This is a genomic window from Thalassospira sp. GO-4 (genome assembly GCF_023588965.1).
Lineage (GTDB): Bacteria > Pseudomonadota > Alphaproteobacteria > Rhodospirillales > Thalassospiraceae > Thalassospira > Thalassospira povalilytica.
This window is the reverse complement of sequence record NZ_CP097807.1, coordinates 2,665,001-2,683,704: the sequence shown is the minus strand read 5'-3', so window position 1 is coordinate 2,683,704 and position 18,704 is coordinate 2,665,001. Positions and strand designations below refer to the sequence as shown.

18 protein-coding genes and 1 riboswitch (1 of these 19 cut by a window edge) are annotated in these 18,704 nt (G+C 53.3%); of the genes, 9 read left to right on the top strand and 9 right to left on the bottom strand.

What is annotated here, in order from left to right; all coding sequences use genetic code 11:
• Positions 1 to 72: 72 nt before the first annotated feature.
• Positions 73 to 1,509, bottom strand: a complete 1,437-nt coding sequence (locus tag M9H61_RS12420) for a diguanylate cyclase (RefSeq protein WP_068517780.1) — start codon at positions 1,507 to 1,509, stop codon at positions 73 to 75.
• Positions 1,510 to 1,722: 213 nt separating this feature from the next.
• The gene (gene purU, locus M9H61_RS12415; protein WP_250280741.1) at positions 1,723 to 2,589 is read right to left on the bottom strand and encodes a formyltetrahydrofolate deformylase; all 867 of its coding nucleotides are present in this window, start codon (positions 2,587 to 2,589) and stop codon (positions 1,723 to 1,725) included.
• A gap of 295 nt (positions 2,590 to 2,884) precedes the next feature.
• Between purU and M9H61_RS12410 the strand changes: the two genes are divergently transcribed.
• The 4 genes from M9H61_RS12410 (at position 2,885) to M9H61_RS12395 (ending at position 5,994) form a co-directional block, all read left to right on the top strand.
• Positions 2,885 to 4,351: a TrkH family potassium uptake protein gene (locus M9H61_RS12410; RefSeq protein WP_228195114.1), complete on the top strand. Its 1,467-nt coding sequence runs from the start codon at positions 2,885 to 2,887 to the stop codon at positions 4,349 to 4,351.
• A gap of 146 nt (positions 4,352 to 4,497) precedes the next feature.
• Positions 4,498 to 5,079: a TetR/AcrR family transcriptional regulator gene (locus M9H61_RS12405; RefSeq protein ID WP_250280739.1), complete on the top strand. Its 582-nt coding sequence runs from the start codon at positions 4,498 to 4,500 to the stop codon at positions 5,077 to 5,079.
• 15 nt (positions 5,080 to 5,094) lie between these two features.
• Positions 5,095 to 5,382, top strand: a complete 288-nt coding sequence (locus tag M9H61_RS12400) for a YciI family protein (RefSeq protein ID WP_250280733.1) — start codon at positions 5,095 to 5,097, stop codon at positions 5,380 to 5,382.
• Between the two features lie 3 nt (positions 5,383 to 5,385).
• Positions 5,386 to 5,994, top strand: coding sequence for a DNA-3-methyladenine glycosylase I (locus tag M9H61_RS12395; protein ID WP_250280732.1), 609 nt, complete (start codon positions 5,386 to 5,388; stop codon positions 5,992 to 5,994).
• 405 nt (positions 5,995 to 6,399) lie between these two features.
• On the opposite strand, the gene M9H61_RS12390 is transcribed toward M9H61_RS12395, so the two are convergent.
• The 3 genes from M9H61_RS12390 to M9H61_RS12380 form a co-directional block, all read right to left on the bottom strand.
• Positions 6,400 to 7,884, bottom strand: coding sequence for a HAMP domain-containing sensor histidine kinase (locus M9H61_RS12390; protein ID WP_250280730.1), 1,485 nt, complete (start codon positions 7,882 to 7,884; stop codon positions 6,400 to 6,402).
• Positions 7,885 to 7,959: 75 nt separating this feature from the next.
• Positions 7,960 to 9,387 (bottom strand): NAD(P)/FAD-dependent oxidoreductase, encoded by a 1,428-nt coding sequence (locus M9H61_RS12385; protein WP_250280728.1) that lies wholly within the window; start codon positions 9,385 to 9,387, stop codon positions 7,960 to 7,962.
• Positions 9,380 to 10,144, bottom strand: a complete 765-nt coding sequence (locus M9H61_RS12380; RefSeq protein ID WP_250280722.1) for a TVP38/TMEM64 family protein — start codon at positions 10,142 to 10,144, stop codon at positions 9,380 to 9,382. Before M9H61_RS12380 ends, M9H61_RS12385 begins: the two co-directional genes overlap by 8 nt.
• 258 nt (positions 10,145 to 10,402) lie before the next feature.
• A riboswitch (SAM riboswitch) is annotated at positions 10,403 to 10,477 on the top strand.
• A 79-nt stretch (positions 10,478 to 10,556) separates the two neighbouring features.
• On the opposite strand from M9H61_RS12380, the gene metZ reads away from it, so the two are divergent.
• From metZ to folE, 3 genes are all read left to right on the top strand, one after another.
• On the top strand, positions 10,557 to 11,759 hold the full coding sequence (gene metZ, locus M9H61_RS12375) for an O-succinylhomoserine sulfhydrylase (RefSeq protein WP_068517762.1): 1,203 nt from the start codon (positions 10,557 to 10,559) through the stop codon (positions 11,757 to 11,759).
• Between the two features lie 222 nt (positions 11,760 to 11,981).
• Complete coding sequence (gene apaG, locus M9H61_RS12370; protein WP_250280720.1) at positions 11,982 to 12,374, top strand: Co2+/Mg2+ efflux protein ApaG; 393 nt, start codon at positions 11,982 to 11,984, stop codon at positions 12,372 to 12,374.
• A gap of 69 nt (positions 12,375 to 12,443) precedes the next feature.
• Positions 12,444 to 13,034 carry a GTP cyclohydrolase I FolE gene (gene folE, locus M9H61_RS12365; protein WP_068517759.1) on the top strand — a complete coding sequence of 197 codons (591 nt, stop codon included), beginning with the start codon at positions 12,444 to 12,446 and terminating at the stop codon, positions 13,032 to 13,034.
• A gap of 90 nt (positions 13,035 to 13,124) precedes the next feature.
• Here the strand turns inward: folE and M9H61_RS12360 are convergent, their stop codons facing one another.
• Genes M9H61_RS12360 through M9H61_RS12350 form a run of 3 tightly spaced genes read right to left on the bottom strand, consistent with a single transcriptional unit; the run spans position 13,125 to position 14,977 of the window.
• Positions 13,125 to 13,574, bottom strand: a complete 450-nt coding sequence (locus tag M9H61_RS12360; protein ID WP_250280718.1) for a cytochrome c — start codon at positions 13,572 to 13,574, stop codon at positions 13,125 to 13,127.
• A 51-nt stretch (positions 13,575 to 13,625) separates the two neighbouring features.
• Positions 13,626 to 14,486, bottom strand: a complete 861-nt coding sequence (locus tag M9H61_RS12355) for a fructosamine kinase family protein (protein WP_250280716.1) — start codon at positions 14,484 to 14,486, stop codon at positions 13,626 to 13,628.
• A 14-nt stretch (positions 14,487 to 14,500) separates the two neighbouring features.
• Complete coding sequence (locus M9H61_RS12350) at positions 14,501 to 14,977, bottom strand: low molecular weight protein-tyrosine-phosphatase (protein WP_250280715.1); 477 nt, start codon at positions 14,975 to 14,977, stop codon at positions 14,501 to 14,503.
• Between the two features lie 247 nt (positions 14,978 to 15,224).
• Here M9H61_RS12350 and M9H61_RS12345 point away from each other — a divergent pair, with 247 nt between their 5' ends.
• Positions 15,225 to 16,184: an AraC family transcriptional regulator gene (locus M9H61_RS12345; protein ID WP_068517844.1), complete on the top strand. Its 960-nt coding sequence runs from the start codon at positions 15,225 to 15,227 to the stop codon at positions 16,182 to 16,184.
• 140 nt (positions 16,185 to 16,324) lie between these two features.
• Positions 16,325 to 17,590 (top strand): hypothetical protein, encoded by a 1,266-nt coding sequence (locus tag M9H61_RS12340; protein ID WP_250280712.1) that lies wholly within the window; start codon positions 16,325 to 16,327, stop codon positions 17,588 to 17,590.
• A gap of 99 nt (positions 17,591 to 17,689) precedes the next feature.
• Here the strand turns inward: M9H61_RS12340 and M9H61_RS12335 are convergent, their stop codons facing one another.
• Positions 17,690 to 18,704, bottom strand: the 3' portion of a protein-coding gene (locus M9H61_RS12335) for an MATE family efflux transporter (protein ID WP_250280710.1). The gene runs 413 nt beyond the window's last position; 1,015 of the gene's 1,428 nt are visible here — the last part of the coding sequence; its start codon lies off the right edge, out of view — the gene reads right to left on this strand; its stop codon occupies positions 17,690 to 17,692.

Here is an 18,704-nt window from a genome sequence, read left to right as displayed (position 1 = left end):
CGCCAGATCATCTGGCGGGGCCATTTGTTTTGACAGGGTTTTGTCGGCGCCGTGTCGGGCCGGTCAGGCCATTCACGCCAGTGAAATATGATCGCGTCCGGATGCCTTGGCGGTGTATAGCGCGTTATCAACGCGCGCCATCAGGGTTTCAAGGTCTTCGCCGTCGCGATACTCGGTCACACCGGCGCTGATCGTAATCAGGATCTGGTCACGGCCAAACCGCACAGGTGCTTCGCGGATATTATCGGCGAGTTCGCGGGCCTTGATCATGGCGTCCTGACGGCCGGTTTCGGGGAATATCACCACGAATTCGTCCCCGCCCCAACGGCAAATCAGATCAGATTCACGCACATTGGTGCGGATCGATGTCAGAACTTCGCGCAAAACCGCATCACCACCCGGATGGCCATAGGTGTCATTGATGCTTTTGAACCCGTCGAGATCAAAACACATGACAGACAATGGTGTCTTTTGACGACGGGCAGTTTTGGTTGTCTGGTCAAAGACCATGTCAAAGACCTGACGATTGAGGCTTCCGGTCAGCTTGTCCCGTGATGCCAGTTCTTCGAGCCGGTTCTGGTAATTGCGAACCGTCAGATAGGCAACAAGACCAACGATGACGGTGATCAGGAGCGAAATACCGATATTGGCAAACAGGGTGTTTTGCAGTCGGCCATTTGACGAATAATCGCTTTGTTCAACGATCAGAAGCCATCCGAATTCCGGTACAAGGCGGCTGTTGACGAAATATGTATGGCCATCTTCCTCATACGACATCGAGGCACCCGGCGATGTCAGGATCTGTGTGGCAAGATGGCGCATGCCTTGGCGTTCGTGCAAATTTTGCGCATCGCCAAAGCCGCTGCCGCGCAATGTCACATGACCCTGGGTATCGACAAAATAGATCGTCCGGCCATACCGGTTCTGATAGGTTTCAATCAGGTTGGTAACTGAACTGACCGACAATCCGACGCCTGTTATGCCAATGACATTCCCGTTATAGTCGAGCACCTGATAATTGACGAAGATCGACATGCGGGACCGATCGACCGTGTCATGGTCGATATTGATTTCATAAGGCTTTTTGGCATCGCGTGCCCGGAAGTACCATGCATCGGCGGGGTCATCTTCGCTGATCTGTTTGATCACGCCGCTTGGATGATAATAGTTCCGGGTTTTATCCGAGATGAAATAAGACGTGATGGTGTCGTAGCGTGACTGGATTTCGGTCAGATATTTGATGATGCGTTTTTCATCGGTCTCGCCGGACAAGGCCCAGTCGCGCACAAAGGTATCATGGGCCATCAGCGACGAAATAAAGATCGGCTGAAGCAGGTCACGCTGGATTTCGGAATAGATATTATCGCTGGTTAGCGGAAGTGTGGTTTCGGAAATCTGTTCTTCAAGCGAATCCCGTGCGACATAAAAGCTTACAAAACTTGTGGTCAGAAAACCAACCGCAAGAAGAACGCATAAAACGATAGCGAAATATAATTTCTTCCCGTGCACGGAAAGCTCCCCAAAGATAAAACCTTATATCGCTGGCTGTTTTATGCTCAGCACTTCCGGTTTGGTAATCTACGGGAAAGAACGGATCATTGCACGGGCCAAAATGGCACGGGGTGCCAAATGCAGTCGGCGATTAATTTGGTTTGAATCAAAAGAAACCGCCAATCAGGTGACTGGCGGTTTCGTGAAACTTTTGCGTGTGTATGCCCGGAACTAGCGGCGGAATACGATGGTTTTGTGATCGTTGCGGAACACGCGATGTTCGCAATGCATTTGAATGGCGCGGGAAAATACTACCGATTCAATATCACGACCGATTTCGATCATGTCATCAGCGGTCATGGTATGATCAACGCGTTCGACAGCCTGATGAATGATCGGACCTTCGTCGAGGTCTGCGGTCACGTAATGCGCCGTTGCGCCGATCAGTTTCACGCCGCGCGCATGGGCCTGGTGATAGGGTTTCGCACCCTTGAAGCTTGGCAGGAACGAGTGATGGATGTTGATGCAACGCCCTTCGAGTTCCTGGCAAAGGTCGGTTGAAAGCACCTGCATATAGCGGGCAAGACCAACCAGATCAGCCTTATATTCCCCGACCAGATCAAGGAGCTTCTGTTCCTGGGTTGCCTTGGTCTCTTTGCTGACCGGCAGGTGATAATAGGGGATGCCGTACCATTCGACGATGCCGCGCATGTCTTCATGGTTTGAAACGATGGCCGGAATTTCGATATGCAGGTTGTTGGATGCAACACGGTGCAGAATATCATTCAGGCAATGGCCGAATTTCGACACCATCAGCAACACTTTGGGTTTGCGATGGAAGTCGTGCAGTTTCCACTGCATCGAGAATTTTTCGGCAACCGGTGCAAATTTTTCTGCAAATTCGGAATCCGTGCGCAAGGCGCGACCAGCTTCAAATTTGACACGCATAAAGAAGCGTTTGCTAATGGGGTCACCAAACTGTTCAAGTTTGGTCACGAACGCGCCTTCGTCGGCAAGGAAGCTTGAAACGCTTGCGACAATCCCGAAGGTATCGGGGCATGTGATGGTCAGAATAAAGGTTTTGGCGAGTTCGGACATTTCCGCGGCTGCTTTCTTTCTTGAATTTGTTTACCCCGCCGATATAGCGGCGATCAAACGTCCTGCCAACCCGGAAATGGCGGATTTCCGCCTATGCCAAACCTGCCAGAACAAAAACGCATAGCCGATAAAGGACTGGACTTTATCAACGCTTGTGCCAAGAATTCCGCTGCTTGTCATGAATGGGGTACATGTTGTCCGCAATTTCGGTTATGCAGTGCCCTTTGGGGCTGCCCCTGAAACCAGAACAGCAAATGCATCATGCCGCAGCATCCGGGGGGAGATGCGGCACTATATGCCAAGAGGCGTTTCATTGATTGATTTCCGTCCTATTCTTTTCATTGTCGGCATTTTGTTGTGCACGCTTTCCATAGGCATGTTCGTGCCGGCACTGGTTGACCTTTATTACGGTCAGTCGGACTGGATCGTGTTTTCCGCGGCATCATTCGTTTCGCTGTTTGTCGGCGGTGCATTGATCATGATGAACCGGATGGACAATCTGAAGATCAATTCGCGACAGGCTTTCATCCTGACGACTTTGAGCTGGGTGGTTCTGACGGCGGCATCTGCGCTGCCCTTTGCCTTTTCCGATCTTGATATGTCCTATACCGACGCGTTTTTCGAAGCGATGTCGGGAATCTCGACCACCGGGTCGACAGTTATTGTCGGGCTTGATACGGCCCCGCCGGGAATTTTGCTGTGGCGCGCATTGTTGCAGTGGCTCGGCGGGATCGGGATCATTGTGATGGCGATTGCCGTCATGCCGATGCTGCGTGTTGGCGGGATGCAGCTTTTCCGGATGGAAAACTCCGACAAGTCGGACAAGGCATTCCCGCGCGCGACCCAAATCGCCATGGGCATCGCCATGCTGTATCTGAGTTTCACAGCATTGTGGGCGATCTTGTTGTGGTGGGCGGGAATGACGCCGTTTGATGCGATTGCCCATGCCATGACCACGATTGCCACAGGCGGTTTTTCGACCAAGGATGCATCGGTCGGGCATTTCGACAGTGCTGCAATTGACGTCATCATCACGCTTGGCATGGCGACGGGTGCATTGCCATTCATTCTGTATTTGCAGATGTTGCGCGGGCAGGGCAATGCGCTTTTCCGCGACAGTCAGGTCCGTTGGTTTTTGACCATTGCCGTTTCGATCATTGTCGGATTGGCGTTTTGGCATTCGGAAACCAATGGTGTGCCGTTCCTTCATGCGTTGCGCTATACGTCATTCAACATCGTGTCGGTGATGACCGGAACGGGTTATGCGACGACCGATTACGGCCTTTGGGGGCCATTCGCGGTTACGGTGTTCTTCTTTGTGATGTTTGTCGGGGGCTGTGCAGGGTCGACGACCTGCGGGGTCAAGATCTTCCGTCTTCAGGTGCTTTATGAGATCGCCAAAATTCAGTTGTCGCACATGTTGCGGCCGCACGGGGTTTTCATTGCCTATTACAATCGCAAACCGCTTTCCGAAGATGTTACAGAATCGGTTTTGAGCTTCTTCTTCCTGTTTGTGTTCTGCTTTGTTGTGCTGGCAGCGGCCCTTGGGGCGATGGGACTGGACTTCATTACGGCGGTTTCCAGTGCCGGCACGGCCATTGCCAATGTTGGGCCGGGCCTTGGCCCGATTGTCGGGCCATCGGGGAACTTTGCGACCCTGCCGGACGGGGCAAAATGGTTGATGTCGATCGGGATGCTGATCGGGCGCCTGGAAGTCTTTACGGTCTTGGTTCTGTTGTTCCCGGCCTTCTGGCGCGACTGATCGATCACCCTTTGTTCGATGATTTTAAACACCCGCAGGTATCGCGCCTGCGGGTGTTTCGATTCGGGCCTGTTGACGAATTAGGACAATTGACCTAATCTTCGAAATAGGACATATGTCCTAGTCGTTCAAAAGCAGGGAAAGTAATGTCAACGCGCGACCGGATCATCGAGACAGCAGATCGTCTTTTTTATCAGCAAGGGTTCGAAGCAACTTCCTTTGCCGATATCGCAAGTGCGGTTGGTATTTCACGGGGCAATTTTTACCATCACTTCAAAACCAAGGATGACATCCTTGATGCGGTGATCAATCAGCGCATGGCGAATACCGAACAGATGCTTGATCACTGGGAAGTCACGGGCAACGACCCGGCTGAGCGTATCCGAAGCTTTATCCATATCCTGATCGTCAATGGTGAGAAGATCCGAAAGTTCGGCTGCCCGGTTGGCACCCTGTCATCGGAGCTGGCAAAGCTTAACCATTCGGCGCAAAGCGATGCCGCCGGGTTATTTACCCTGTTTCGGACCTGGTTGGGCCGGCAGTTTTCGGCCCTTGGCTTTGGCGCCAAATCCGATGGATTGGCAATGCATATTCTTGGGCGCAGTCAAGGTGTCGCCACCCTTGCAAACGCCTTTGACGACAATGGGTTTCTTCAAAGTGAAGTGACGCTGATGTGTGACTGGCTTGATGGCCAGATCTCCGATCTCAACAGATCTGCTCAATCGTGAACAGGGAATGCAAAGATGTTTGTCGTATTGCTTAAATTTGCGGAAAACCGCAGCCGTGCCGGACAATTTATGGACGGTCATAAATCCTGGATCCAGAAGGGGTTGGCGGACGGCGTGTTTCTGGTTGTCGGAAATTTACAGCCCAATTTGGGTGGCGCGGTTCTTGCCCATGGCGTCACGCGTGAAGATCTTCAGGTCCGGGTCGATCAGGATCCGTTTGTGATTGAAGGCATCGTATCGGCAGAAATCATTGAAATTGCGCCCGGGCAGACCGATCCGCGGCTTGAATTTTTAAAGGCGTGAGCAATGGACAGGATTGTGATCGGGCCGGACGGGAAATGCCGGTGTTCATGGTGTGATGCAGCACCGGAATTCAACGCATATCATGACACCGAATGGGGATTTCCGGTTACGGATGACCGACGTCTTTTCGAAAAGATCTGTCTGGAGGGTTTCCAGTCGGGACTGAGTTGGCGCACCATTTTGTCAAAGCGCGAAAATTTCAGAGCCGCCTTTGCGGATTTTGATTTTCATCGTGTTGCGCAGTTTGATGAAACGGACATAGCGCGTCTTTTGCAAGATGCAGGGATCATTCGGCATCGCGGCAAGATCGAAGCTACCATCAATAACGCACAGCGTGCCTGTGAAATGGTCGAACGCGAAGGATCGCTTGCCGCCTATTTCTGGCGATTTGAATCGGACCCGACGGAAATCGCGACCCCGCAGACAATGTCGACATCTCCGACATCGGTGGCCTTGTCAAAAGACTTGAAAAAACGGGGTTGGAAATTTGTCGGACCGACAACCGTTTTTGCCTTCATGCAGGCAATGGGGTTGGTCAATGACCATGCGAAGGGCTGCTTTTTGAGACCGAAAATCGAAGACATCCGCAAGTCATTCGTGCGTCCGCTTTAGGATGGAACACTGATCAGGCAGGCCCAGAAATCTGTTCCGATAAAAAGACACCCCTTGCCCGGGGGGAGCAAGGGGTTGAGGGTCAGGGACCGTTTGAATGGTCCCTCGATGATAATCCGGCAAGGATTATTCAGCTGTCTGATCGTTTCTATCAACCGCAAGGCGCGTCTGTTTCCAAAATCAACGCTTTTGAGATCTTCTTGCAGGTGATTGACCGATCAGGGAAATCAATCAGGCGATACCGAGCCTTGGGTCAGGAGCGGATCGGGGATCGGGATTTCGGCCCGGCATCGCCTTGAAGACAAGGTGCCAAAGATCATTCCCAAGATAAAATTGAATATAAAAAATGTTTTGATAGATTTAAACTATCAATATGACGCATTGCGATAGGGCAATGCAGCAAAATCAGGTGATTATCGGCAGTTTTACACCGAAAACAGCGCCGTCCGGGCCTGTTGCAACGAGGCGAAGTTCGCCATTATGCGTGCTTATCAACTCCCGCGCGATGGCAAGCCCCAAGCCGGTGCCGCCTTTGCGACCACTTCCGGCAAAGGGAACGAACAGGTTTTTGATCGCCTTTTCGGGCAATCCGGGGCCATTATCCTTGATCAGAACTTCAATGAAACTGCGCGACTGATCCGATTCGTCGCTTGTTTTTCCGGCAATCGGATTTGACCATGTGACAGTGACGATGTCTGCCCCCGCTTCGAGCGGGTTGCGGATCAGGTTGCTGAAGGCGCGAAACAGCATGTCATAATCTGCCTCAAGCATAACATCGTCGGGCAAATCGATGTCGATGCGCGCGGTGCAGGGTTCGGCTTTATCGCCAAGATCACGACCAGCGGCCCCATCCATCAGGTCTTCCGACTTCTGCAACAGGATCTGATCGCGGATCTCCTCGATCAGTTCAATCAGCGTGAATTTCGCCAGATCACGAGGTGCCGGTGTTTCGCGGGCAAAGGACAATGTTTGTTCGCTGATATAAACCGCGCGCTCCATCGAAGACAGCAGTCGGGGCACGACTGCACGGACTTCGTCATCCTGACTTTTGGCGAGCTGTTCGGTCATCAGCATCGATGTTGCCAGTGCATTGCGCAAATCATGACTGATTTTGGTGGCCGCCGTTCCCAAAGCAGCCAGACGTCGGCGCTGATTGAGCATCGCCTGGATATCTTGCTGCATGATGGCCAGCTCCTGACGGGCGACACCGATTTCATCATCGCGCAGACCCGGTGTGATCAGCGATGATTTGTCCTGGGGGTTTTCGCGAAACCGGATCATGTCATGTGTCAGTGTGCGCATTGGACGCACCAGCAACCGATTGAGCGCAAAATAGACCAGACCAGCCGTAAAGAACGAAATCATCAGCGACAGGCCAAACACCCGCCAGCCAAAATTGCGCATTGCCTTGGTCAGTGCTTTTTCATGAACCAGAATTTCAATTTCGAAATCCGGTGCCATTGACGGCATGCCGATGACACGCAGCATGCGGTCTTCGGTTTGTGCCAAGGTTGCCAGGCCTTCCATTACCGCCATCGGAATGGAAAAGTTAGTCAGATTGACGTTCTTGTCGACCTTGGCGGGCATGTCATCGCGTTGCAAAAGAAGCTTGCGGTCTTCGCGGCGCAGAATGACGGCCTCAATCCCGGCATTTGACAGCAATTCCTTTTCAAGATCATCGGGGATCATCTGATCTGGGGTTGCTTCAAGCGCGAGTGCCGCGAGATAGCCGGAATCAAGATGTGCCTTGAGCCAGTCGACCCTGAACCGCGCAACGGACGGGGCAAAGACAAAGATCTCTGCAAGCATCACAAAACTGACCGTCAGCACCAGCAGGCGTGCGGAAAGCGATTTGGCCCATGGGGGCAATTTAAGATGCGGCCGTTCCATAAGGAGATGTTAGTCAGAGACCGTCAAAAAAGTACAGCGCTACAGAAGCTTGTTTGTCCTGAGGACATCGGGCCCTTAGCCAAGTTTGAGGAGGAAACGAACAATTTTTCGGGTTCTTTCGCTAAACAGGCTGGGAGTGTACCAGGCACCGGCAACCCGTTTGGACAATTCACCAAGGGTCGGATAAGGCGCGATCATGCCGGCAATCGCCCCGATTTTCATTTTCTGTGAAATCGCGAATGACCAGAGCCCGATCAGCTCGCCGGCCTGACGGCCAACGATCCCGGCACCCAGAATGCGGCCTTTTGCGGTTGTGACGACCTTGATGAAACCGGTTGTATCTGCCTCGGCCCGGGCGCGATCATTTTCGGCATAATCCCATCGGACAACCCGGATACTGTCACCATATTTTGCACGCGCTGCGGTTTCGGTCATGCCAGCCTGGGCAAGTTCGGGCTGGGTATAGGTCACCCAGGGAACCGCATTGTAATTGACCTTGGCCGGGAGTTTGAACAAGGCATTTCGAATGACAATTCCGGCGTCATATCCCGCCATATGGGTAAATTGCAGACCACCGGTTACGTCGCCAATCGCAAAAATCCTGCGGTTCGAGCTTCGCAGGCGTTCATCAACGATGATACCGGTTCGTTCATATTCAACACCTGCCTGCTGAAGGCCCAGATTTTCAACATTCGGCTTGCGTCCGGTGGCAAGCAGAAGGTGGCTGCCCTCAAGCGTGATTTCGATGCCGTCATGCTCAATGATGACACGAATGTTGTCACCGTTTGACTGGACTTCCCTGGTTTTGCTGCCTTCATAAAGGGTGATGCCGTTGGCTTTGATATTGTCGCGGACCACAGACACCATGTCTCCATCGTCTTTTGGCAGAATGGACATCATTTCAATGATGGTCACCTTGGCGCCAAGTTGCTGATGGGCCTGTGCCATTTCAAGTCCGATCGGACCGCCACCAATGACAATCAGATGTTCCGGGCAAACACGGTTTTCAAAAATGTTCTCGTTGGTGAAATAGGGAACGGCATCAAGACCCGGGATCGGGGGCACTGCTGCGCGCGATCCGGTTGCGATGACAAAACGCTTCGCCTTGATCGTGCTGTCACCGGCAACAAGGGTGTCGGGGCCTGTGAATTTGCCTTCTGCCTGTATGACGTCGCAACCCAGTTCTTCAAATCGTTCAACCGAATCATGGGGCGCAATGCCCGAAATTACCGAATGAACATGATCGATTGCCTGATCGAAATTGACGCTTACCGGGCCGGTTGAAATGCCAAACCGCGAAGCTTTACGTGCATTTTCGGCAGCATGACCCGCCGCCAGAAGGGCCTTTGAGGGCACGCAACCTGTATTCAGACAGTCACCGCCCATTTTGCCCTTTTCGACCAGGACAACCTTTGCCCCCATCTGAACGGCCCCGGCCGCAACCGAAAGACCGCCAGACCCGGCACCAATGACGCAGATGTCGGTTTTGATCAATTTACTCATCTGAGCTGGCCTCATTTTTGGATTTGCGAAGTTTCTTGTAGGCAACCGGCAGCATCGCCAGAACAGCCAGTCCAATAATCGGGGTCAGAATTCGGGGTTCGAAAATGACGCCAAGATCGGGTGTCTTGCCCTGATCAAACAGGGCACCAAGACCGTCGCCGATGGATGCGTAAACAAAGGTGCCCGGAATGATGCCAAGCAAGGTCCCCATGGCAAAGGAGCGCAATTTCACTCCGAGCAATGCCGGCACCAGATTGACCAGCCAGAACGGGAATATCGGGATCAGGCGCAAGACCATCAGATAGCTGAAGGCATTTTCGGAAAAGCCTTTTTCCATTTTCCGAATTGCACTGCCCGCCTTCTCATGCATGACATCGTAAAACGCGTATCGCGCGGCAAGATAAACGATGACAGCGCCAAGGGTCGCGGCAGTGACGACATATGTGGTCCCGAGTACGGCACCAAACAAAAAGCCCCCTGAAATGGTCAGAACAGATCCAAGCGGCAAGGACAGGGCAACCGCAATCACGTAAATCGCCATAAAGCCCAGAATGCTGAGCACAGGTTTGCTGGCAACGAGTTCCTGCAACTGGTCGCGATTGTCACGTAACGTGTCAAAGGACAGCAAATCCAGAAGGCCGCTGCTCCAGGCGGCAAGCAGGCCGCAAATCAGAACCAAAAGTGGCAGCAACCTGCGCCAAAGCGGTTTGCGCGCAGCCTGATTCTGATTTGTATGTTCTGTTTTGTGGTCGGACACTGTTGGCGCCGCTGAACTGGTTTTGGTCATATAATTCACGCTCTTGCATGGATCTGGTGACGGGGTGAAGAGCAAAACCCGATAAACAGGATTGCATTAATTTCGGCAAGATTAGAGCGAATTCTCCAAAGAAGCTTATGAACTGCTTTCACCATTGCGTGAGGAAATCGCGATCACCGACAAAGCATCAATCCAGACAAAGCTGCGCAGAAATCCTGATGGTCTGGTGCTTGACGTCGGGGAAATCTGGACGTATCGTCTGCCAATCGTGGGATTTGTCGACCGGCTTGCGGCCACGTAAAAAATCGCTAAAGAGGGGTAAAACGGCTTCGGCCCTGACCCATTCATGCCGGTCAGGGTTTTTTTGTGCCCGGAACGCACCAATATCTTCGGGCATATTAGGAGCAAGACGATGACGACCGAAAAAAAGGCTTCCGATAACTGGCGTGCCGCGACCCGTTCCGTTCGTGGTGGTACCGCGCGCACCGGTTTCTCCGAAACGTCCGAAGCCATCTTTATGAATTCCGGATATGTGTATGAAACCGCCGCCGAGGCCGAGGCCTCCTTTGATGGCAGTGGTCCGGAACGCTATGTCTATTCACGTTTTGCCAATCCGACCGTGAACATGTTCGAGGAACGCCTTGCGTTGCTCGAAGGCGCGAAATACTGCCGGGCGACCGCATCTGGCATGTCGGCGGTGTGGAATGCGCTTGCGGCCTGTACCAAGGCAGGCGGGCGTGTTGTGGGTTCGCGCGCATTGTTCGGGTCTTGTGAATTCATCCTGACCACGCTTTTGCCGCGCTTTGGTGTTGAAACCGAATTGGTCGACGGTACGGATCACGCAGCATGGGAAGCAGCCCTATCCAAGCCGGCCGATGCGGTCTTTCTTGAAACGCCGTCCAACCCGACCCTGGAAGTTCTTGATATCGCCTTTATCGCCGATCTGGCGCACAAGGCAGGTGCGAAAGTCGTGGTCGATAACGTTTTCGCGACCCCGATCCTGCAAAAGCCGATGGAACTGGGGGCTGATATTGTTGTCTATTCCGCGACCAAGCATATTGATGGTCAGGGGCGCTGTCTTGGCGGGGCCATCCTGTTTAACGACAAGGAATGGCATGACGAACACCTGACGACATTCCTGCGTCACACCGGGCCGAGCATGAGCCCGTTCAACGCCTGGGTGCTGCTCAAAGGTCTTGAAACACTTAGCCTGCGTGTGGACCAGCATATCCGCAACGCATCGGCATTGGCGGAATTCCTGTCGGAACAGCCGCAAGTGTCACGCGTTATCTATCCGGGACTGAAAAGTCACCCGCAGCATGAACTGGCAATGAAACAGATGTCTGGTCGGGGCGGTGGATTGATCGCGATTGAGCTTGCCGGTGGCAAGAAAGCAGCCTTTTCGTTGCTTGATAACCTCAATCTGATTGATATCTCCAACAATCTCGGCGATGCCAAAAGTCTGGCCACCCATCCCTGGACGACAACGCATCAGCGTGTCCCGGCCGAGGACAAGATCACGATGGGCATTACCGAGGGCATGCTGCGTTTGTCTGTTGGTCTGGAAGACATTGATGATCTGAAAGAAGATCTGCTGGCGGCCCTTTCCGTATAACGGATGGTGATACGGTAATCCTGATATCGGAACGGCCCGTACAATGTGCGGGCCGTTGCTTTTAGAAGGGTGTTCTGGCGGCCTGGCAGTAGCGGCGAAACTGTTTCGCAACTATTGTGACAGGCCACTGGTACTTCTTATGCAGACTGTCTACATATGGCTCATCAATTGTGATCTTGGCTGACAGAAGATGAATGGAACACATTTGGCCTGGAGACGTGCATGTATTCGACCGTAACCCACGACATCAAGGTTTCGGTGCAACCCGTATTCCTTGAGGATGAATCCGATCCTGATAGCCATCGCTATGTCTGGGCCTATCGGATCGAGATTGAAAACCTCGGATCCAAAACCGTCCAGTTGCTTAGTCGCTACTGGCGGATTACGGATTCACGCGGGGAAACCCAGGAGGTCAAAGGCCCGGGTGTTGTCGGCGAACAGCCCGTCCTCGCAGGTGGGGAACGTTTCAACTATACCAGTGGTGCGCCTTTGGCGACGCCAAGTGGCTTTATGGTTGGGACCTATGAGATGATGGACATGGACGGCAATCATTTTGATATTGCCATTCCTGCCTTTTCTCTGGACAGTCCCCATGGGCAACATACTGTGAACTGATATAAAAGCGGGTCAGGAGCCCCACCAAGCCGGGATTTATCCCGCACGGAAATGACAAAAGGATTTAGTATGTGCAGCGAACATAGCGCCGTGAAACGTCCAACACGCGAAGAAGCAGAAGATGCGGTGCGGACCCTTCTTCGCTGGGCGGGGGACGATCCCGACCGCGAAGGATTGCGTGGGACGCCCGATCGTGTGGTGCGTTCTTATGGCGAATTCTTTGCGGGCTACCAGCAGGACCCGGCCGAGATTCTGCGACGGACTTTTGAAGAAACCGACGGCTATGACGAAATGGTTGTCCTGCGTGACATCCGCGTTGAGTCATATTGCGAACACCACATGGTGCCGATCATCGGTGTCGCACATGTCGCCTATCTGCCGCGTAAGCGCGTTGTTGGCATTTCCAAACTCGCCCGTGTTGTCGAAGTCTATTCCAAACGGTTGCAGATTCAGGAAAAAATGACGGCACAGGTCGCCAACACCATTCAGGAAGAACTTGATCCGCTTGGTGTTGCTGTGGTGATTGATGCCAACCACCAGTGCATGAGTACCCGCGGCGTACACAAAACCGGCGTATCAATGGTCACCAGCCGGATGCTTGGTGCATTCCGCGATGATCCGATTACCCGTCGTGAATTTTTCGCGATGATCGGTCGCTAATCGCGCCGATAGCACATTGAATGACAAAGGCCGCAGCATTTCGGGTGCTGCGGCCTTTTTATTGGCAGTGTCTTGCGACAGGCCTGTTGCCTATTCTCGGAAACTGCTGTGGCAGGATTTGCAGGTCCGCAATACCGAACCCAGCGCGCCCTTGAAGGCATCTTCCGAACCGTTATTGGCTGCAACCGTTTTGAGTTCCGATGCACTGGTTTCAAGCTGAATGGCAAGGTCGTTGAATTTTGACCAGTCCGACCAGATATCGGCATGGGCTTCTGATGGCTTTCCGTCGCTGCCTTCCGGGAACAGGCTGGTGAAGTTTTCACCGGCGTGACGTTCAATGATTTCGGCTGATTGGGCGACCTTGGCCGGATCATAAGGCAATGTGCCTTTCATCATCGGTACCATGATCTTGACCTGCTGGCCGATGGCTTTCATGCCATCCATGCGTTCTTTGACAACGCCGCTCGCACCTTCATGGGCGATGGCGGCAATGCTGACCGTCATGGAAAGTGCCAGGGCGGCTCCTGCTAGAAATTTCAACTCTCTCGTCCCCTGTATTTCGACAATTGTTTTGGATAAAGGCGGTCTCTCTTAAACGCCAAATCGCTCAAGGATGTTTTCAACCGATCTGACATATGGCGCACCAAAAAGGCGCACATGCACCAGTAACGGATAAAGATTATACAAATCCCTGCGTTCTTCAAAGAACCCTGGGGCGATTGGCAAAATTTCATGATATTGCCCAAAAAAATCCGGTCCCAGATCGCCAAATAGCGTCCCGAAGGCCAGCTCGATTTCGCGGTCACCATGATAAATTGCCGGATCAATCAGGGCCGCAACCCGCCCATCCTGACACAGGATATTTCCACCCCAAAGATCCCCATGCAGAAGCGAACTTTGTGGTTTGTCATCAATGAAATGATCGAGCCGCTGGATAAGGTTATCAATCCGCACAGTCAGCGATGCGGGCAATTGCCCCTCGCGATGAGCTGCCTGCGCCATGTGTCGCAGGCGATTTTCCCCGAAAAAGGTTACCCAGCTTTGCTCGAACCTGTTGGGCTGGTGCAATCCCCCGATCAGGGTGTCAAACGCAAGACCGAATTTCGGAGCAGTAACCTGATGCTGTGCGGCAAGCTGGATGGCCAGATCACGCTGAACGCTTTGTGACATCCGGTTGTCATTTGCGACATAGGTCATCACCAGACAGTCTTGGTCAGCATGAATGACATCAGGACAGGCAATCGGGGAATGTTTCGCGAAATAGCGCAACATTTCTACCTCTGTCTCAAGGTCGCCTTTGCCGCTGTTTGCAATCTTTGCGACAACTGATCGGCCATCGCTCAGATCCAGCCGGATGACCTCGGCAAAGGAACCGCCAGACATGTGGGTAATCTGTTTGACCGGGCAGCCGGTCAAACGTTCAATCAGTGATGTTGCGGCATTTCTGTCCATCTTTGGTGGCAGTGTTACAAGCCGTGCTGTTTACGGATATGGGACAACAGATTGTTTGACGTTTCTTCGATCATGTCGAACACGCGGACAAACCCGTTGCTGCCACCATAATACGGATCAGGGACACTTTGCCCGGCCATTTCGGGGTGGTAATCCAGAAACAGCTCGATGCGATGTTGATGTTCCGACGGGGCCTGACGACGCATGTCGCGCAAATGGCCATCATCCATTGCCAGAATGTAGTCGAACTGTATATAGTCGCTTGGCTTGATTTTGCGGGACCGGATATCGCTCAGATCATAGCCGCGGCTTTCGGCCATTTCCCGTGATCGGGGATCTGGCAATTCTCCAACGTGATAGGCGGACAACCCGCAACTATCAATGCCGATTTGGTTGGAAAGTCCCGCCTGGTCAACAATTTTACGGAAAACCCCGTCTGCGGTGGGGGACCGACAAATGTTGCCGGTACAGACAAAAAGAACCTTGATCACGCCATATGTCCGTTAAATGTGAATTCGGAATGGCCCAGACTGACATGCACGGGCGGTTCGGGCAATATGTGGCGTTCCGCCATATGCTCATCCTGTATCCGTCATCTGTCCTTTGCTTGTCTGGCTGATTGGAAGTTCTGATGAAGATGCTGTTATGTAACAGCTTCGTGACATTTTGGATCGTGCGCTGACAGTGCAATCAATAGTTTGTATGATCGCGCCAAACTTGGAATTTTGGCGTGTTTAGATGCAGGAATTTGTTTCTTTCGGATTGCATGTTGCCCTGATCCGGCAATTGGCTTGGTTGCCGCGCGGGTATGATCTGGTCCCGGCGGGCACTGTTGTCACATCTGCCAAGCTGCGCAGCATCATGCTCGCGCTCGAAGAATCAAATGGTCCGGCGGTTCTGGTGCGCCTTGGTCGGCATCTCGCTGCCAAGGAACAGGAACCGATCCTGACAATGTTGCGTCATTCGGCAACACCGGCGGTCATTGCCGACCGTTGGCGCCGTCTGGAAGGTTATTCCCACGCCCGTGCACGCAGCGAATTTTCCATTACCGGAAAATCCATGAGCATCCATCGCGGTGTTGTGCGCGGACAGCCGCCTGCACGGGTTGAAAACCTTCTTCTTCAGGGATTTTTAATCGGCCTTCTCGAAGCTGTCGGTGCCGAAAATATCGACAGTACGATTTTGCCAAGCCACGGCCCCGCCATCCGTGTCATGCGCAAGGGCCGGATCAATAACAAGCTCGACTTTACCGGTCGCGGGCTTCGTTTCCGCATCAACTGGAACAGCTTTGAGCCGGTCTCTTCGTCCTATCCTTTCTTGGCCAATATGCCCGGAACCGCGCCGGCAATTGGTGCGCAACGACCAATTGTCAGGCAACTTTTTGCAATCCTTGAACAGGATATCGGACGCAGCTGGACAATCGACGAAGTCGCTGCGGCACTTGAAACATCCGGCCGCACGTTGCAGCGACGCCTGCAACAGGCCAGCAGTCGGTTTTCTGATATTTTGCGTTTGGTCCGCGTGCGCGAAGCATGCCGGCTTTTGTGTGGTACGACCCTGTCGGTTGGGGAAATCGGCTTTTGGTGCGGCTTTACAGACAATGCGCATTTTTCCCGGGATTTCAGACGTTTGATGGCAATGCCACCATCTGTTTATCGCGAAGCAAGCATCGGGCATGCCGGGCTCACACGGGCATAGGAACAGCACAAACTTGTCGATTGCAGGCATCTGGTTGCACCGCTATGGCGCGCGCATCTCATTGACCTGACTGATCGCGTTGGGTATCAGCACCAAACAGACGGCGCGAACCTTATCCCGCTTGTATTTACGAGGCTGCCATGACCGACGCACTGAGTTCTGCCAACCAATATGCCGGCTTTTTGCCGCCGCGTTTTCATGACCGGCCCGATGCCGATGACGTAACGGTCAAGACCTGGGTGGTTGGGGATGCATTGCCTGACCATCTGGTACCCGACATTCCATCCGCACTTTCTCTTTTCTTTGATTTGGTTGCGCCATCTGGCGAACGTGCAGGGGCATCGGGATTTGCCATGCTTTGGCTTGATCGCCACCCCCATGAACAACCGGGATGGCGGCTTTCGATCGGTCATGTTGGCGGTGTGGATGCACTGGAACAGGCGGTGGCAAAACCCTTGGCCCGTCTTGTCGGCATGATGCCGCTTGCCGAATTTGAAACGGAAAACTGGCATTTGACCCGCCCGCTTTGGCGCAAGCGTGCCGAACCGGTTCGGCTGGTTTTCTGGGGAAAGTTTGCCAAACATGCACGCACGGTTCTTGCCCATGGTGATGGTGCGGCTTTTTATCAGCCGCTCGGTGCCGGGCTTCGTGCCGATCACGTTGCAACAAGCCTGCCGCTCCTCGAAGACATGCTGGGGGATCCGTTACTTGTCGGGGGCATGGGGTTTGAAGACGCATTGCGTCTGGGTATTTGTCTTGGCCGCGCGCATTTGATCGAAAGCTGGATCGATGCTGGCGGGTCTGAAAAAGAGCCTTTCTTCAGACCGATGCGAATCTGGCATCAGGCGTGGCTTGCCAATGCCCTGATTGATCCGGCGGTGGCAAGTCTTGCCATGTCGGGGAAACCGCCGATGCCGGCTCTTGATTTTACCGCCGACAGCACACCGGAAAGCCGGCGTACGTCACTTGATGAATTGTCAGGCTGGCTGACGACGGTCTTTTTCACCGACGAATATCCGGCTTTGCGCAATGCTTTTATTGCCGGTGTGCAAAATGCGGTGTGGCTTGATAGTGATCTGCAACAATATCTTCAACCACAACAACGTGCCGAAATCCTTCAGGGATTGATGCCTTATTGTCGCTGGTTCCTGGCCATGGCGCTTTATAACCATCTTGGCAATCTTGCCTCGGGGACGGCCCGGGCCGACCAGATCGAATTTTACACGACCCTTGTTGATGCGCTGCCCGAATTGGCCCCGCTTGGTGAATTGGCGACACAGCGCGATATCGAACAACACATTATTCGCATAGATGCCGCACGGGCTGCATCGGCTTTTGATACGCTGGTCCTGCCATTTTGCGATCTGTTGATGCCACGGCGCAAGTTTGATGCGACGCGCTCCTAAGCATCAAAAACCCAAGTCTGCGCATAAATAACAAAGGCCCGCCTGAACACACAGGCGGGCCTTTTCATTGCAGGGATTTTCGTTTGAACAGATGGCGGATCAACCGCGCGCCACATAGTCCGGGATTGCGCGGCGCGAAACAATGGCAAACCGTATCGCCAGACCGCAAACCGCCACCAGACTTGCGATCACGATGCCCCAGAACAGGCCACGTACCCCCATATCGCGCTCGAATGTTAGGTAATATCCAGCCGGGATCATCACAAAGATATAAGACACCAGATGCAGGACGGTCGGCGCCCATTTGTCACCTGCACCACGTAATGCACTGATCGCGGCATTTTGCCCGCCATCGGTCGGGAAAATAATCGGCATCAGAACCAGAACCGAAACCGTGGTTGCAATGACATTGATATCTTGTGTGAACAGATGTGAAACCCCGCCCGGGAACAGATAAAGCGGGATGCTTAACCCGAACATGACAATCATTGTGGTCAACAATCCGATCCAGCCAGCCAGTGCCATATCCGGCCGGTCCCGACGGCCATAGGCTATCCCGACCCTGACAGATGTTGCAGACGCCAGTCCAAGTGCCACCATGAACATAAGTGCCAGCATGGTCATCGCGATGCCATAACTTGCGGCGGCGATAACGCCAAGGCGGCCGGCAAAAAGTTGCATCGCGGCAAAGGCACTTGTCTCCATGCCCTGGCTTGCGCCAGCGGCATAGCCAAGATGTCTGGCATCGCGCGATCCGCGCCACCATCCGGAAAATCCATTCCTGATGCCATACTGATCATGCCCCTTCATGACCAGAACATAACCAAGCAGGATCAGGGCCATGGTCCAGCGAATAACGCTTGATGTCCAGGCAGCACCCTCTGCCCCAAGTTCGGGCAAGCCGAATGCGCCATAGACCAATCCGTAATCAAGAACCAGATTGATAAGATTGGCGATGATCATGACGATCATGCCCGGCAGGGGGCGTTGCAACCCTTCAAGGAAAAAGGCGCAGGTCGTATAGATCAGGGCCGCCGGCATCCCGATTGACAGAATGATCGCAAGGTGACCGGCCTCGGTCGCAATATCATCGGGCTGGCCGGTTACCACAAAC